The sequence below is a fragment of the Cryomorpha ignava genome (genome assembly GCF_010686655.1).
Taxonomy (GTDB): domain Bacteria; phylum Bacteroidota; class Bacteroidia; order Flavobacteriales_D; family Cryomorphaceae; genus Cryomorpha; species Cryomorpha ignava.
In genome coordinates, this window is record NZ_JAAGVY010000002.1 from 147,308 (window position 1) to 163,968 (window position 16,661).

A 16,661-nucleotide genomic window follows, 5' to 3' on the forward strand; every position below is an offset into this window, starting at 1 on the left:
ATGCGTCAACTCAATAAAATAGTTTTTATAAATTCGGCGACCATTCGCTACCAGGAAGTTTTGCTCGATGGCAATGTGCATTTTATCGGAACGCAGGGCGTTGGAAAAAGTACCTTGCTGCGCGCTATCCTGTTTTTCTACAATGGAGACACACAAAAGCTGGGCATTCCCCGCGAGAAGAAAATTTTTGCAGAATACTATTTCCCAAATACCAACTCGTATATTCTTTACGAAGTGGAGCGTGAAACCGGCTCTTTTACCGTTTTGGTAATGCGCAGCGGCGCTGGAGTGGTTTTCCGGTTTATCGACTCGGCGTACAATCCCGAATGGATATTGCGCGATAATCAGGCACTGGAAAAATGGGGCGACATACGACAGCAGTTAGATAAACTCGGAATAGATTCTTCAAACCGTGTGGACAGATTGATGGATTACCGCGATATTATTTATGGGAATCCTGCCGTAAATGCAGCCAATCGAAAGTATGCGCTGCTTGAGAGCAAACAGTATCAGAATATTCCCAGAACTATCACCAATGTATTTTTGAATACCAAGCTCGAAGCCGGGTTTATCAAGGAGACTATTATCCATTCGCTTAGCGAAGAAGAGTTGGTGATTGATTTGATGACATATCGCCATCACCTGCATGATTTTGAAAAGGAATATGTTGATATTCAAAATTTTACGCAAGTTAAAACGCAAGATCAAGCCGAAAAGATAATTGCGTATTTCAATCAGATTAATGAGCGGCAAGCGGCACAAGCCATGAGTGCGGCACAACTTGGAAATGCAGTAAAACAAGCCGAAAAAGAAGCGCAAAGTCAAAAAACGAAACTGGAAATTGCTTTTCGCGAAAAGAACGAAAAGCAGAAGAAGTCTGACGAAAAAGAGAAACGGCAGGCAAATCAGGTTTCGCTAATCAGGGGAAGCATAAAAAGTGTTGAAGCCAAAATTCGCGAAGCACAGAAAAAAGAGCGGGAATATAATGAGAAAGGAATTACAGAAATTCTAAATAGGGTTTCCAAACAAGATGAATGGTTAAATACCGAAAAGCGACTGGGTGAAGAACGCAGTTCGCTTACGGCAAAATTTGAGAGTATTGAGCAGGCTTTTCAAGTTCGCAAGCAGCAACTTGATAATGGTCTTGATCAACTTGTAAATGAGCAGGAAAAAGCTGGGAACCTGACCAATCAAGAGTTTCAAAACGAAAAGGAAAAACAAAATAATCTAAGGGAAAGTCAGATTAGCGAGCTGCAGAATTCTCTTGATGAAAAGCTGGAACTAATTCATAAACAGCTTGATGTCGAAAATGAAGCGCTGACAAAAATTCGCGAAAAACGAAGCGGCTTAAAAGCAAAAGTTTGGTATGCCGATGAAATTCAAAACTTAAAAAAAGAAATTTTTCAGGCGGATAAAAAAGCTGACGAAGCAGAAGGGAAAATAGAACTTCACAAAGAAAAAATACGGACATTGAAAGGGGAATGGGAGCGTGAAGAAGAGCGGTTAGTAACAGCGAAAGAAGTGCATAAAGTAAAATTGGATGATGAGATTAATTCGCTTCAAAACCAATTGGCGTCAACGCAAGCAAAACTCGACGGATATAAAAATGCCTTGTACGGGTATTTGCAAGAGCACTACCCTGATTGGCAGGAAACTATTGGCAGAATAGCCCGTGAAGACATTCTCTTTAATGAAGATTTGCAACCCGAGCTAAAGAAAATTAGCGATTTATTTTTTGGACTGGAATTAAAACTGCAACACGTTGATGTGACAGCTAAAACGCTGGAGCAATATGAATTGGAAAAGAAAAAGCTGACGGAAGCACTCGAAAAGTCACGAAAAGGATTGGCTCGACTCGATGTAGAGCATATTGCTGATTTAGACAAGCTCACGAAAAGATTTCGCCCAAAAATAAGGGAGCATAAAGACGCAACCCAAAAATGGGAACTCGAAAAGCAGCAAAGCCAAACCCAAATTGAGAAAAAGAACTTGCTTCTGGAAGAGCTGGAACAAAAGGCTAACACTGAAAAAGATACCGCACTTGCAAAAGTTGAAACCGAAATTGAAGCCGCAAACGCAAAGGTGAAATTGGTTTTAAGTCAAGTTGCGGCAGAGAAAAACGCTATTAAGGATGAGATAGAAAAGCTCGAAAAATCTTTTGCCAAGCTTGTCAAGGCATTTGCACAAACCAGAGATGAGAAGCAAGAAGAAATTGAGAGAATATTTTCTGTAAAGAAAAACGAAATAAAAAGACGAATAGCCGAACTGTTAAAACAGCAAAATGCAAAATTGAAAGATGCTGGTGCAGATACGGCCAGATTGAACGCCATTGATGCTGAATTGCAAAAAGTAATTTTAGAATTGCAATTTATTTCCGAAAATCAGGAATTGGTTATTGAATACCGCAAAGACAAACGCGAATTGTTTGATAGAATCCCGGAATTTAAGAAGGAACGTGATAAAGAAAACGGAAAGCTCGAAAATGCGGAAGGTCGTCTTGATGAACTTGAAAAAGAACACAGAAAAGAGCTCGCTGAACTTTCAAATGACATCAAATTAATTGAAGAGAAAATCAGAAAGTTAAAAGATGGCTTTGATGAACTTGAGCAATTTTCAAAAAGCGACCTGTTCAAGGACATCGAAACATGGATGGAAGCCGGCGATAAAGCGGGCGATCCGTATGCCATCCGAAAACTGATAGATGAAATTCGCGACATTAGCCTAAGCTTAAACAGCTTAAAGGAAAATCTTCGCGACACGATCAACCGGTTTTTAAATCGCTTTTCGGATGCCAATCTTTTTCATTTCCCTACGTCGCTATCTGATTTGCAGGATTACATGGCTTTTGCCGCCAATCTCAAGGAGTTTATCGACGAAAACAAAATTGCAGAATACCAGCAAAGAGTGGAGCGCAGGTTCGCATCCATATTGAGTTCGGTAAGCAGGGAAACCGGCGATCTGATTAGCCGTGAAGGCGATATTCAAAAAGTGGTTTCCAATATCAACCGCGATTTTCGAGAGCGGAACTTTGTGGGTGTAATCCAATCTATGGAATTGCGATTGGAAGATAGTGCAAGTAGGGTTGTGAATACGCTAAAGCGGATACGTGAATACGAGCAGGAGCAAGGCCATTCGCTGGGCGAACACAATTTGTTCAATGCTCAAAATGGCGACGCAAACAATAAACGCGCAGTAGAATTTCTAAATCAACTGAATCGTGATATTCTGGAATCGAAACGCGACCGAATTTTACTTTCCGATGCTTTCGAGCTGCGGTTTAGAGTAGTAGAAAACGAAAACGACAGCGGATGGGTCGAAAAACTATCGAATGTAGGCTCGGAAGGAACAGATGTGTTGGTAAAAGCAATGATCAATATTCTGTTACTCAACGTATTCAAAAACAGTGCTTCACGAAAATTCAAAGATTTCCGCCTGCATTGCATGATGGACGAAGTGGGAAGGCTGCACCCAACAAATGTGCGTGGAATATTGAAATTTGCAAATGATCGCAACATCCTGTTGATCAATGGATCGCCCGTTGAGCAGGATGCTATGGCGTATCGGCATATTTATGAATTGCGGAAAGACAAGAAAAGTCAAACCCAAGTGCGCAGGCTTATTACCGTGAGACAACCGACAGAAACGCAACAAACAGAAAACCTGCCTGATGAATAATCTCTCATTGGCAATAGCCAAGAAATTGCTGATTCTCGAAAATGGCGAAATGCTAACCGGAAGTAGTTTTAATAAAATTCAGCTTGCGAAACTGGAACAAGAAGGCATTGTGGCAATTCAACGAATTGGACGTACAAAAACACGGGTGCGGCTCAATTCTGAAGCGGGACTTGCGAATTATTTGCGCAACCGGTATCAGATAGAAAATCTTGAAGCTTATGTGGAAATGTTGCAGCAGATAGAAATCTCGGGAAGGGAAGCCCAGCAAATGGCGTCAAACACCAAATTGCGAACCAGCAGAACATTCAAAGGCTTTTTAGTCAATGTAATCAAACCCATAAAGGCCAAACTTCACGGCAAAGAAATTGTAATTGAACCGCGACCCGGAACCTTCACATTTATTCACGATTACGAGAATTTTGAGATTGATAAAAAAGTGCTGATAATTGGCATGGAAAATCCCGAAAATTTCAGATTTATAGAGCTACAAGACGCCCTTTTCCCGAAAGGAGAAAAGCTTTTTTTAAGCCGCTACCCGCAAACCAACGATTTGGTTAATTGGCTAAGCACGATTCCTAATTCCTATTTGCATTTTGGAGATTTTGACCTGGCTGGAATCTCAATTTTTGAAAATGAATATTCGAAAAAGTTGGGCGAGAAGGCATCTTTTTTTATTCCTGATGATATCGAAAAGCGAATTGCTGAAAAAGGTAATCGCGATTTGTATAATAAGCAATATGTAAAGTATAATACTTTAAAATCATCGGATACACGCTTGCAGGCTTTGATTGATTTGATTCATGCCAACAAGAAAGGGCTGGAGCAGGAAGCGTTTATTGGGAATGGAATGGATAGGTGAAACTAATTTTTCTCACTGGTGATGATTTCTCAAGTTGAAGAATCTGAATTTCTTGCAACTTTACGTGTGCGCGACACCAAAACTGGTAATTGTACTTTTGGTGGCTACTCTTAGATAAACGTGAAGAAATAGAGTGGCGAATATGATATATTAAGAAATTGAAAGATGAAAAAAAATGTAGAAATAATTGTTCAGGGATTTACGATAAAAACCTTTAAAAGTAATTTTGGCGATTATATTTCATTGACTGCCATTGCAAGAAACAAAAATGCAAATGAGCCTAAAGATGTAGTAAAAAACTGGATGCGTTCTAAATCTACCATTGAATTTTTAGGACTTTGGGAACAAATAAACAATACAAGTTTTAAAGGGGTCGAATTCGACTCCTTTAAAAATGAAGCGGGATCCAATGCTTTTACTTTATCTCCCAGTAAGTGGATTGAAAATACAAATGCCATCGGAATTATATCAAAACAAGGCAAAAATGGAGGCACTTATGCCCATAAGAATATTGCTTTTGAATTTGCGCCTTAGGTTAGTTCCGCTTTCAAACTCTATTTGATAAAAGAGTTTCAACGATTAAAAGAAGTTGAAAGTGATAGGCTTAAACTACAGTGGAATTTTCAAAGAATACTTGCCAAAGTAAACTACAAAATTCATACGGATGCTATTAAAGCAAAACTTATTCCCATAACATTAAGTAGCAAACAAACTTCTATTATTTATGCCAATGAGGCTGATGTGCTTAATATGGCACTGTTTGGAAAAACAGCAAAGCAGTGGCGGGACGAGAATCCTAATGAAAAAGGAAATATAAGGGATTTTGCAACTATTCAGCAATTGGTTGTTTTGTCTAATCTTGAAAGCATAAACGCAATGCTTATTCATCAAAACGTATCACAAAAGGAGCGATTGATACAGCTCAATTCATTGGCAATTACACAAATAAAATCACTGGTGGAAAATACAACGATCAAGAAATTAGAAAATGAATAAAGTAGTCTAAACCAAAATTTTAAGAGTTAAAGAATTCCCGATGATATTGAAAAGCGACTTTCAGTAAATGGTAACCGAGATTTGTACAATAAGCAATACGGGCGGTATAAAACGATGAAAACTACGGATATAAGATTGCAGGTTTTGATTGATTTAATTCACAAGTATAAAAAAGGACTTGAGCAGGAAGCGTTTATTGGGTCTGGAGTAGATGGGTGAAACTATTTTCTTTCACAGGTGATTGATTCTCGAGTCGTTATAACCAATAAGATCTTATAATAATTCCAATTTGTATATATTTATGGCTTAGCTTTAAGAAAGATAAAATCTCATAGAGCCGGTAATACTCAAAAGTCTTACCATATTCCTAAGCTGATTAAGGAGTGCAAGGCAATTGCGCTCAGATCCAAAAAACTACGATGTAATGACGAAAGGCGAGCTTATCCATAAAATAAACGACCTGGAGTGGGAAGATTTTGAAGTGAAAGAAGCGAAGGCTGAACTCCCTAAATCTGCCTGGAGTACAGTAAGTGCTTTTGCCAATACGTCGGGTGGATGGCTCGTATTTGGCGTGAAGCAAATTGGCAGAAAATTTGAAATTCAGGGAGTAAGGAATCCTGAAAAAATTGAACAGGATTTTCTCGCAACTCTTCGCAGCAAGCAAAAATTTAATGCAGCGACGAACGCAATATCGGTTAAGCATGTATTTGATGATAAAACTGTTATTGCTTTTTACATTCCGGCTTCGGACAAAAAGCCGATCTACTATAATACGCAATCAAACACTTTTATAAGAAGGGGGAGTGCTGACCAAAAAGCAACATCCGAAGAAATTGATGCCATGTACCGAGAACAGACTTTTGGCACTAAATCATCGGAGATAGTTCCGCGTTCATCCATAACTAATCTCAAAATAAAATCTGTAAAGGAATACCGTGATTATATGGCGCGTTTTAATCCGGATGTAAGCTATAATCGGTTTGAAGAATCTGAATTTCTTACCAAGTTACGCGTACTCGACACCGAAACGGGTAATTGTACTTTTGGTGGTTTACTATTCTTTGGTAAACGCGAAGAATTAGAGCGATTTTTCCCCGATTTCCGTATTGATCTATTGCAAATTCCTGGGACTTCATACAGGAATGCACTATCTCGCTATACCTATCGCTTGAATGAAGATGAGTATGAAAATCTTTGGGAGTGCTATTTCGCTTGTTTTAAAAGACTCAGAACAGAAGTAGATGTGGAGTTTAAGCTTTCTACCGAGGGGTTTGGGGAAGAACTTTCTCCAGGATTAAAAGCCGTTAGAGAAGCTCTGATTAATATGTTGATGCACGCGGATTATTTTTCGCCGGCTCATTCGCGTATTCGTATTTTTTCCAATCACATTGAATTTTATAATCCGGGCGGATTGCCAAAACCACTCGAAGAATTGAAATTGAAAGACTTGTCAATTCCGAGAAATCCCGTCTTGGCGAAACTTTTCAGGATGGTGAAATTGGCAGAAAATGCCGGTTACGGCTTTGATAAAATAGAATCAAATTGGTATTCTTACAATAAATCGGCACCAGAATACGTACTCGATTTTGACTCAATTATTTTAAAATTGTACACCAAACCCAAAGCCGTTTCCAGTGAACAGGCCGAGAATGATGGAAAGATGTCGGAAAGATGTCGGATTGATGTCGGAACGATGTCGGAAAGAATTCGGGAAGTTGTCGGAAAGAATGCAGATGCCGTATTTTTGATTTTAGCATCAAATCCGCATATATCCGCCGAGAGAATAGCGAATGAAATAAATAAATCGCAAAGAACAATAGAGCGTGAAATAGAGAAATTACGGTCTGCAGGCTTTATAGAACGTGTAGGGCCGAAACTCGGTGGGTATTGGAAAATAAAAACGGGTGAATCATCAAAAGAAGTGGAGTAACACCAAATTGAAAGGGCGAAGTTTAATTTGCTGAATGCGTGTTAACGACCAATTAATCAGATGTTTACATATTGCGTTGAGCTGTCTGTGAGAGTTAACCCGAATTATTCATGACGAAATCATGAATAATGACGATAACTATCTGTAAATATATTTATTACAGGTAGTTATGTTAGGGTTGACCCTAACATTTTTAAAATTTTGGACACCCACTTTTGGGTATCGAAAAGATTATTGGTTTCGTGAACATATAGGTAACTAATTGATAATGAAAATTTTAAAAATCGTCAGCCGCAGACGAAATACTTAGTGAAACGATATCACAACCGACGACCGGAGGGAGACCGTATGGTAGGGCGTAATTCCTATGAATTTACTGGGTTAAGTTTTCATATTGAAGGAGTAGCTAAAATGCGTGCATTGTTATCGAAAGTAGGATGTCGGTAACACAAGTATTGATAAAAATGGAAGCATTCGTTCAGATTATTCAACCATTCTCAAGTACTGTCGAATATTCATTAATAGCGGACTTCTCCTTCTTCCCAAATTTCTCCTTAACCGCATCAACAGCGTAATAAACTACAGGAACCAAAAACACCGTAAGAATAAGCGACGAAAGTAATCCGCCAATAATAACCCAGGCGAGTCCGTTTTTCCATTCAGCGGCCGTACCCGTAGCAAGTGCAATTGGAAGCATCCCAAAAACCATTGATAAAGTGGTCATCAAAATGGGGCGCATTCTGCCCTTGCCAGCAATAAGCAATGCTTCTTTAAAGTGCTTGCCTTCAGCTTTTAGCTGGTTGGTGAAATCGACAATCAAAATAGCATTCTTGGTCACCAGACCCATAAGCATAATCAATCCCAAAAGAGCAAATAGGCTCAAATTGTTTAGTGATAAATTCAACGCGAGAAAAGCGCCAATTGCAGCTACCGGTATTGAGAATAGCACAACAAACGGATAAATATAGCTGTCGTAAAGCGCTACGAGAATGAGATAAATGAGTAAAAACGAAATCATCAATACAGAGCCCAAAGCCCCAAAGCTGTCATTTTGCCGTTTGATATCGCTCCCCCAGGTCATCTGCATATTTCCCGGAAGGGGATTATCATTAACATACGCCACGACTTGGTCTGCAAGTGTTCCCGAAGGTCGACCCAGCGCATCGGCTGTGAGCGTTACCGCAGGCTGCCGGTCTTTACGCTCTAAAAGTGAAGGGGAATTATCGGGAATAACCTTGGCAAAGTCGGCAAGTTTTACAGACATGCCCATCGGATTGATAAGTGGCAGATTATACAAGTCATCGTAATTTTTGCGGTCAAATTTATCGAGCTGGATCCGCACAGGATATTCTACACCTTCCTGTGTTATTGATGCATCGTCGTTTCCAGTATAGGCAGTCCGCAAGTTCATGCCCACGTATGCGGTGTTCAAACCCAGACGCTGCATTTTGTCCTTATCGGGAACTACTTTGTATTCCGGACTTCCTTTCTCAACCGAAAGGCGGACATTATCGGCACCGGGAAATGTTTCGATTACACCGCGCAAATGTCTGGCAGTAAGCATAACTTCATCGGCATCGCTTCCGCTAAAAGTGATTTCGATAGGGGCAGATCGGGGAATGAGACCAAGGGCGTAAATGGAATAATTAATGGCTGGAAATTTAGCCCGCAGTTCTTCCCTAAGGTTCTGCATATAAGCTTCAGTCGATATCTTATTTCGCTCTTTTTTTGGCTTGAGTTGGATGGTAAGCTCGGTGATGTAAGGCGAGCCTACGCCCATGCTTCCTATTCCCGTGCTCGGGCCGCCAACATTGCTGAAAAGTGTTTCTATTTCTGGCTGCTCCAAAATATAGGCTTCTACTTGATTTGAAATGAGATTGTTTTGTTGGATGGCTGTGGACTTATCAAACTCAAGCGTCATTTTAAATTTTCCTTGATCGCCTGTGGCAATAAGCTCTTTCCCAATAATCCCCTGCTTCATCATGGCTCCGGTAAAGACGAAAAGCAAAAGCACAATACCCGTGAAAATGAGCTTGTGCGCAAGTACCCAATTCAGTATTCGGCCATACCATTCTGTGAAGTCATCGAGTTGTTTTTCAAACCACAATAAAAATCGGTTGAAGAAATTGGTTGGCCTTAAATCTTCTTTTTTACCTATTCGCGAAGCCAGCCAGGGTGTAAGCGTAAATCCTACCAGTAGACTGGTGAGTGTAGAAGTGATAACAACCACCGAAAATTGCATGAGCATATCGGCTACGAATACTTGCAGGAACAGGATGGGAAGAAATACAACCACATCGACCAGCGTGATGGAAACGGCAGAGAATCCAATCTCCATCCTGCCATCCAGCGATGCTTTCCTTTTTTCCTTGCCCATATCAATATGGCGCTGAATATTCTCCAAAACTACGGTCGCATCATCAACTAAAATACCGATAATGAGCGACATGGCGAGAAGGGTCATCAGGTTTAGCGTATATCCCAACAACCACATTACAGCAAAAGCGGTAATCAATGATGTAGGAATGGCTACAATAACAATAAGCGCATTTCTGATGCTGCGCAAAAACAGCAGCATTACCAGCGAAACTAAAACTACAGCCAAAATAAGATCTATAACCACCGAGTTTACTGCGGCTTTGGTATTGTCGGTGCTATCATCGGCTATTACGAAGGCAATTCCCGATTCTGAATTTTGTTTTTCAATTCGCTCAAAAGCCAATCTTACCGCGTTTGAAACATCTACAGCATTGGCATCGCCTTGTTTTTTGAGCAACATACCAATGCCGTTTTTACCGTTGTATCGGCTTACCGAAGTGGTTTCTTTTATGCCATCAACCACTTCTGCCAAATCTCTTACGTATATAGCGCTGCCCGGATCGGGCATAGCCACTTGCACATTTTCAATATCGCCAACCGTGTTAAATTTGCCAACGAGCCGAACCGCCTTGCTCTCTGTGTCACTTCGCACAGCACCGGCCGGAATGTCTATTCCCGATCGATTAATCGCTTCAACAACCTGGGGCATCGAAATGTGGTAATAGCTAAGTTTCTCCGGGTCGATGTTTACCTGAATCTCGCGCTCTTCGCCGCCGAGCAATGTGATTTCTGCCACTCCTTTAATCTGTTTTACCTGTGGAAGAAACTCGTCTTTCATCCGCTGATAAAACTCCGTTTGTGGCAAATTGCTCGTTGCGCTAATCGACATAATGGGCAAGTCGTTTGGAGAGACTTTGCTCATTTCGGGACTAAGCACATCTGCTGGCAAATCCTTGCTAATATTGTCGATATACCGCTGGGCTTCCTGCATGGCTTTATCGAGATCGGTGCCGTAATCAAGGTTGGCAATAATCACCGACGCATTTGGCAATGATTTGGTAATCAAATAATCAACACCTTCCAAGTTTGAAAGCGCGTCTTCAATTTTTTCAGATACCGATGTTTCTACTTCGCTGGGCTCGGCACCGGGATAAACGGTTTTGATAACGATTACCGGCTGATTAAAATCAGGCATGAGCTCGTAGCTTAAATTGTTGAAGCCGATAATTCCCAAAACTGCAAAAACGCTGAATAGAACGATGATGAGCGAAGGACGATTAATGGATATTTCTGTAATATTCACAATGCTTGTTTTTTCAATGGTTCAATGCTTATTGTAGATTTTTGCACAGTTCTAATCTGCGGAAGCGGTATTTGCTCCATCAAAAAGATTTACAAAACCACGGGTTATCAAAATGTCGCCAATATTTAATCCCTTGGTTATTATTACTTTATCGCCAATGCGTTGCCCCATCTCTACATTTCGCAACGCCGCTTTACCCTTGTCGGAAACATATACCTGGGTTTTGCCATCATTTTCCTGAATGGCAGATGATGGGATAATAATGGCCTTTTCAGATTGAGAGCTTTGGTAATTCAATCGGCCAAACATGCCGGCTTTTATGCTTAAATCGGGGGTGTTTCTTACAGTAAATTGTACTGGAAAAGTATTTCCCATATTGGCTTTGCTGCCAATAAGCGTAGTAATTCCTTCCATGCTTATATTCGGGTAAGCGTCCGCAATAATCTTCTGCTTTTGGTTGATTTTAAATGTTGACAAATCATTTTCCGAAACGTTTGCTGTAAATTTTAAAGTAGCAATATCTGTGAGTTGCAGCAAGGGAACTCCCGGAGGAGCAAACCCACCTTCTTCGGTCATTTTAGCGGTTATTATACCGTCAAAAGGGGCTTTTACAGTCGATTTTTGGATTTGCTCAATTAAGGTTGATCTTTGAATCTTTGCTGCTCTTAATCCCAGCTCTGCTTTTTCGCGTTTTATACCTTGTATGGCGTCGGCTTCCGCCAATATGGTATAGCGGTTTACATCGGCTTCAAGCCCTTCAATTGTAACTTCTGCCGACTGAAGCTGAAGTTGTAAGATTGTTTTGTCAAGCTCAACGAGTGGCTGGCCTTTTTTAACCATATCACCTGCATCGACCAACACAGCTTTAACTTTGCCTTGTGTTTCGGCACTTAGTTTTGATTCGCGATTGGGCGCAAAGTTTCCTGTAAAGGATTGGCTGTCTCCGATGTTTTGTGTTGCAACTTTTTGAGTAGTTACATGCACCACTTCTTCACTACTGTAGTGATATACTTTATCTTCTGTAATTGTCTTATTGCCTTTAAGTTTAAAAATCATGAAGGCCACAAGTGCTACGGCTATGATAATTCCTATTATTTTCTTCCAATTCATCGTTCCTTTGTTTTTACTTGTTTTGGCTAAAATTTCCCGTTATTTTCTTTAAATCCAGATCAGCTTTCAAATACTCGATTATCGCTGATAGGTAATCCTGTTGAGCGCTTCGCAATTCATTGTCGGCGAGCAATACATCGCTTAAGTTGGCAGTGCCTTCTCTGTGTTGTAAAATAGTTTGCTCGTAAATGTTTTTGGCAAGAGATACCTGACTATCCGTATTCTCTATCGCTTCCTGGGCCACCATTTTTTGATTGATTGCATTCTCGAGTTGCATTTCATTTTGGGCTTCGAGCATATTTAATTGAATCTGGTTATTGTCTATTTCCAGTACTTTTCTATTCATCTGGCGTTTGGTTACCATTCCATTAAATAGGGGGTAGCTAAATTGCAAACCCACGAAACCAATCGGGTAAAAATTAAGGAAATCATTGGGCTTTTCGGTATAACCAAAACCGCTGGTACCATAACTTCCAAATGCGTTTAGCGATGGCAATAAACGCGTATTTTGTAGCGTGTTTAATTCGCTCTTTATAAGCTTGTTCTTGGCTTTTACTAAAGCGATATCTATCGATTTTTTTAATGTATAATTTTCAATGATTTGGGGATTAATATTTTCTTCAATTTTCAGGTCTTTATCCAATGGCAGCCCCATGTAGAATTTTAAAGCATTCAAAATTTGTTGGTATTGGCTTTCTCCTGCTTTCTTTTTGGTTTTGAGCTGGGCAATTTGAAGTTGAATTTTGGCTACATCGCTGCCTTGGGCTAAAAGTTGTTGGTTGAGTAATGCTACCTTTTGCAAGAGTGAATTTGCATTAACCAGATTGCTGTCAATAAACAGAAGTTGGTGGTGAATGATTTGGGCGTTATAATAGAGATTGGAAATCTCAAAAAGGACATCTTCTTCGGTTTTTTGGTACTGTAAGTCAGTTAGCTCATTAGCAAGCTGCGCTGTTTTTATACTCCCGACTATTTTTGGATTGTAAAGTGGAACTGTTGCTTGAATATTGGCACCAATATTATGTGGTACACCAAATTGGATTTCTTTAAACTGCCCTTCGGGTCCGCCAAAAGCAGAAGTGGGCATAATCTGGTAGGGCAGATCAGTAAAGTATTTGTAATCGGCATTAAGGGTGACTTTTGGAATGAGATTCGACCTGGCTTCCTTGCTTTGCTCCTGACTTATGGCCTGGTTGTTACGGCCTATTTGCAGCTGCCTGTTTTGCACTATGGCTTTATCAATACATTGCTGCAGGCTCCAGGTTTGAGCCGTGGATTCTGAAGGATAGCCCATCATTATGATGACTAAGGATAGCAGTATGTGAGCGTTCACTAACTTCATTAGGTAAATTTTTTTACGTCGTTGAGTTGATAAAATACCCACCGCAAATTTTGCGGCAGGCATTTGAACTGTTATTGTAAACTTTCATAGTTCGTTTATGAAACAATGGTTGATTCCAAATTCACTTTTGTCTTAATAGAATTTGAAATAAGACAGGCAGCTTCAGATTTTTCTAAAATGCGTTCGGCTTTATCTTTTTTATCTGGATCTGATATTTTCAAAGTGGCTTTTAAATTAACTTCGGTCATCTGAAACCGCTTTTCCACTTTCTCCATAATCCCATCAGCAGTACAGTCGAAATCTTGGAATTCCAATTTTGAATATTCGGCTATAGCCAAAAAGGTTGTCATAAAGCAGCTAAGCACTGAAGCAGTGTAAAGGTGCTCGGGCGACCAGAACCCAGCTATGCCATTGTCAAACTCGGGCGGAGTTACAACAGTAATTTTCTGCTCCAATCCTGGGGCTTCCATGATTCCTTTGCGCCCTTCATCCCATTTTAGAGATACCTTATAACTGTGTTTATCTTCCATTTTAAACGTTGTCTATCGCTCTGTTAAGCTTATCGTTTATTTCTTGTGCAGATTCTTCAATACCAGGAGTATCAACCATATTCATCGCTACGAGTGGCGCTACTGCCGAAACTTCAACATCCCCATTTTCCAACTGGCGCAGGGTAACGTTGCACGGCAATAGCGTGCTCATATGTGGATCGATGGAAAGAACCTTATCGGCATAAACAGGACTGCATGCACCGAGAATGAGATGCGGCAGATAGTCTTTGTCAAGCTTCTTTTTCATCACAGCCTGAATGTCGATTTCTGTTAATACACCAAACCCTTCAGCCTTTAAGGCTTCTTCAACTTTAGGTCGCAGATTGGCTACAGTAGTATCGGTTATAGTTTTTGAGATGTAGTATTTCATGATTTCTTTTATTGAAAGTGGGTATGGTAATTTTCGTAAGATGTTTTTAATTTTTCAATCACTTCGTCAGCTTCCTGTGGTGATTCAGCATTTTCTAAATCGCTTACCAGTGTTAAATGGGGGTGAAGCCATTTGTGCAATTCGTCGTGGCTTCTGCCATCCATGGTACAGCTAGAGATTAAGTTTTCATCGGCACTTTTTAACTCCTGAGCAAGCGATTTATAATCTCCGTTTTTTGAAGCCAAATGAGCGTTTAGTGCTTCTTCACCTTTCTCAACGCTCGGTTTCATTTCATCATTTACAAGCCATTTATCGCCGTTGTTTAATTGAAGTGATAGATCAGAATTCTGATCCAGGTCATCGCCATGGTCAGCAACATTTTCATCAGAGTGCATTTCAGCATCTGTTGTGCTGTGATCGTTTGATCCATCTCCACAAGAAATAAGCGCAGAGCTGAAAAAAAGAATTGAAGCATACTTAACTAATAGATTCATAGTGTTTTATTTTTTTATAAGTGTTAATAAAGATTGAAGCATTTTGTCGTTTCTGGCTTTCAGATTGAATTCAAAGTTGGATATTCTCCACTTGTACATTAATAATCTAAAAGTTCCCATAATAATATGTACCAATTCTTCCGGAGTTAGATCCGTTTTTAGAAATCCGTTTTTCTGGCCGGAGACAATTATTGGCATGAGATGGCTAATTTTTGTTTCCATTATCTTTGTGATTGCCTTGTTTATCCGTTCGCTTTCTTCCAATAAACCATCAGAAAAAACCACAATCACGAAATATGGATTTTCGGTAAAGAAGGCTGCCTGATTTCTGAAGAGTTTCAGAAACCGAGTCTCGGTGTCTTCCGATTTGTTCATTGCTTGAGTAAATCGGTTGTCCATATCATAAGCCAAGTAGTAAAGCATGGAGACAATTATTTCTTCCTTGCTTGAAAAATGTCGGTAAATAGCACTTTCAGAAAACTGCATTTCCTTCGCAAGGTTCTTTATAGTGAGCCCCATTACTCCAGAGCGGGTTAATAATTTACCGGCTGCGGTAATAATCTCAAACTGCCGTTCAGATAAGTCGATTCTTGAAGAAGGAGCAAGGGCTGTCATTTCTTGTTTTAAATTAGTAAGTGAGTAATCACTCACAAAGGTAATATAATATTTTTGATGTGCGTATTTCTTTCAAAAATACTTAGGATTGGGGTTGTTTTGTGTGACCTAAGTCATACAGAGCTTTCACAAAAGGGAAGATGAAAGAAAGTCAATCAGAATTCCCTATATATGTTGTAACTTGATGTTTATAAGGTATATATATAGACATCTGCGGTTAAAGTATAGCGATCATCAGATTTTCATCTTTCACTTTTGCACCGCCGTTATAGGCTAGCATTTCTGTTGTCATCTACCAATCCAACATCATAACTCGCTTTGATAAAAACCTAAAAATAAACACGCCCCGAATCCTTGCGGAATGGGGCGTGTTTAGTATTCATTTGATTTTGTTAAATCAGTCAATCACAAAGCGGGCTCCTACGTTCAGCACGAATGAATTGTGCTTGATGTCCTTAAAGTTTTCAGATGCAGAGTCACCTTCGTATGAACTGCTTAGGCCGAACTCGTAACCTGCTTCCAAAAAGAGGAAAGCCAAATCAACACCTGCGCCTATTTGAGCACCCCAAGTATTTTTCTTCCACTTAATTTCATCACTGCCAAATCCATCCGAAAACTTATTCGTGGTATTGAAATTCACCGAGGGACCGGCAAAAACTCTAAAATTAAGCAAAGGATCAGTTTCCGGATCAATGAACCTAAAACCTAACAATACCGGAATCTTTACACCGGCAGTTTTTTCATCCGAAGTGATTGCGGTCGTGCTACCATCCGGATTATCTATTACATATTGAGTTACTTGTTGGAAATAAAAAATACCAGGAGAAAGGTAAAGGCGATTTCCAAACATAACCGAACCACCAAATTGGTAGCCTATTTTCGCTGTTGTTTTTGTTCCGTTGGGTGTGGTGCTTACGTTACTTAGGTTTATTCCGGCGGTTGGTTTAATTTCTAGCTGTGCATTTGCGGTAAAAGCAAATAGCAATGCAACTAAAGTTGCTGTGAGTAATTTTTTCGTATTCATAATTTTCATTTTTTAATGTTTATGGTGATTATTGAATTATTCTATTTTGTGAATAATCTCTTACACACCGAAC

General features: G+C 39.9%; 13 protein-coding genes. 5 read left to right on the plus strand and 8 right to left on the minus strand.

The annotated features are described in order from the left end of the window. The 5 genes from G3O08_RS01930 (at window position 1) to G3O08_RS01945 (ending at window position 7,460) form a co-directional block, all read left to right on the plus strand. Entirely contained in the window at window positions 1–3,675 is a 3,675-nt protein-coding gene (locus tag G3O08_RS01930) for an ATP-binding protein (RefSeq protein WP_163282980.1), read from the plus strand. Beyond that, entirely contained in the window at window positions 3,668–4,534 is an 867-nt protein-coding gene (locus tag G3O08_RS01935) for a DUF7281 domain-containing protein (protein ID WP_163282981.1), read from the plus strand. The genes G3O08_RS01930 and G3O08_RS01935 overlap by 8 nt, the downstream gene beginning before the upstream one ends. A 165-nt stretch (window positions 4,535–4,699) precedes the next feature. Continuing rightward, on the plus strand, window positions 4,700–5,068 hold the full coding sequence (locus tag G3O08_RS21965) for a KilA-N domain-containing protein (RefSeq protein ID WP_449397379.1): 369 nt from the start codon (window positions 4,700–4,702) through the stop codon (window positions 5,066–5,068). A 24-nt stretch (window positions 5,069–5,092) separates the two neighbouring features. Then, window positions 5,093–5,530, plus strand: coding sequence for a hypothetical protein (locus G3O08_RS21970; protein ID WP_449397380.1), 438 nt, complete (start codon window positions 5,093–5,095; stop codon window positions 5,528–5,530). A gap of 424 nt (window positions 5,531–5,954) precedes the next feature. Further along, a complete protein-coding gene (locus G3O08_RS01945) occupies window positions 5,955–7,460 on the plus strand; it encodes an RNA-binding domain-containing protein (RefSeq protein ID WP_163282982.1) in 1,506 nt (501 codons plus the stop codon). A gap of 487 nt (window positions 7,461–7,947) precedes the next feature. Here the strand turns inward: G3O08_RS01945 and G3O08_RS01950 are convergent, their stop codons facing one another. From G3O08_RS01950 to G3O08_RS01985, 8 genes are all read right to left on the minus strand, one after another. Beyond that, complete coding sequence (locus G3O08_RS01950) at window positions 7,948–11,082, minus strand: efflux RND transporter permease subunit (protein ID WP_163282983.1); 3,135 nt, start codon at window positions 11,080–11,082, stop codon at window positions 7,948–7,950. A 51-nt stretch (window positions 11,083–11,133) separates the two neighbouring features. Then, entirely contained in the window at window positions 11,134–12,192 is a 1,059-nt protein-coding gene (locus tag G3O08_RS01955; protein ID WP_163282984.1) for an efflux RND transporter periplasmic adaptor subunit, read from the minus strand. Window positions 12,193–12,205: 13 nt separating this feature from the next. Next, window positions 12,206–13,534 (minus strand): TolC family protein, encoded by a 1,329-nt coding sequence (locus tag G3O08_RS01960; RefSeq protein WP_163282985.1) that lies wholly within the window; start codon window positions 13,532–13,534, stop codon window positions 12,206–12,208. A gap of 95 nt (window positions 13,535–13,629) precedes the next feature. Beyond that, window positions 13,630–14,064: an OsmC family protein gene (locus G3O08_RS01965; protein WP_163282986.1), complete on the minus strand. Its 435-nt coding sequence runs from the start codon at window positions 14,062–14,064 to the stop codon at window positions 13,630–13,632. A 1-nt stretch (window position 14,065) separates the two neighbouring features. Further along, window positions 14,066–14,455 (minus strand): DUF302 domain-containing protein, encoded by a 390-nt coding sequence (locus G3O08_RS01970; RefSeq protein WP_163282987.1) that lies wholly within the window; start codon window positions 14,453–14,455, stop codon window positions 14,066–14,068. An 8-nt stretch (window positions 14,456–14,463) separates the two neighbouring features. Then, on the minus strand, window positions 14,464–14,949 hold the full coding sequence (locus tag G3O08_RS01975) for a hypothetical protein (RefSeq protein WP_163282988.1): 486 nt from the start codon (window positions 14,947–14,949) through the stop codon (window positions 14,464–14,466). A 6-nt stretch (window positions 14,950–14,955) separates the two neighbouring features. Then, complete coding sequence (locus tag G3O08_RS01980) at window positions 14,956–15,600, minus strand: TetR/AcrR family transcriptional regulator (RefSeq protein WP_317164000.1); 645 nt, start codon at window positions 15,598–15,600, stop codon at window positions 14,956–14,958. A 361-nt stretch (window positions 15,601–15,961) separates the two neighbouring features. Next, a complete protein-coding gene (locus G3O08_RS01985) occupies window positions 15,962–16,588 on the minus strand; it encodes a porin family protein (protein WP_163282989.1) in 627 nt (208 codons plus the stop codon). Window positions 16,589–16,661: the final 73 nt, after the last annotated feature.

Excerpts from the sequence above, each read along its gene's own strand:
- G3O08_RS01930 (WP_163282980.1), top strand. The coding sequence starts at position 1 with ATGCGTCAACTCAATAAAATAGTTTTTATAAATTCGGCGACCATTCGC.
- G3O08_RS01935 (WP_163282981.1), top strand. The coding sequence starts at position 3,668 with ATGAATAATCTCTCATTGGCAATAGCCAAGAAATTGCTGATTCTCGAA.
- G3O08_RS21965 (WP_449397379.1), top strand. The coding sequence starts at position 4,700 with ATGAAAAAAAATGTAGAAATAATTGTTCAGGGATTTACGATAAAAACC.
- G3O08_RS01945 (WP_163282982.1), top strand. The coding sequence starts at position 5,955 with ATGACGAAAGGCGAGCTTATCCATAAAATAAACGACCTGGAGTGGGAA.
- G3O08_RS01955 (WP_163282984.1), bottom strand. The coding sequence starts at position 12,192 with ATGAATTGGAAGAAAATAATAGGAATTATCATAGCCGTAGCACTTGTG.
- G3O08_RS01960 (WP_163282985.1), bottom strand. The coding sequence starts at position 13,534 with ATGAAGTTAGTGAACGCTCACATACTGCTATCCTTAGTCATCATAATG.
- G3O08_RS01965 (WP_163282986.1), bottom strand. The coding sequence starts at position 14,064 with ATGGAAGATAAACACAGTTATAAGGTATCTCTAAAATGGGATGAAGGG.
- G3O08_RS01970 (WP_163282987.1), bottom strand. The coding sequence starts at position 14,455 with ATGAAATACTACATCTCAAAAACTATAACCGATACTACTGTAGCCAAT.
- G3O08_RS01975 (WP_163282988.1), bottom strand. The coding sequence starts at position 14,949 with ATGAATCTATTAGTTAAGTATGCTTCAATTCTTTTTTTCAGCTCTGCG.
- G3O08_RS01985 (WP_163282989.1), bottom strand. The coding sequence starts at position 16,588 with ATGAATACGAAAAAATTACTCACAGCAACTTTAGTTGCATTGCTATTT.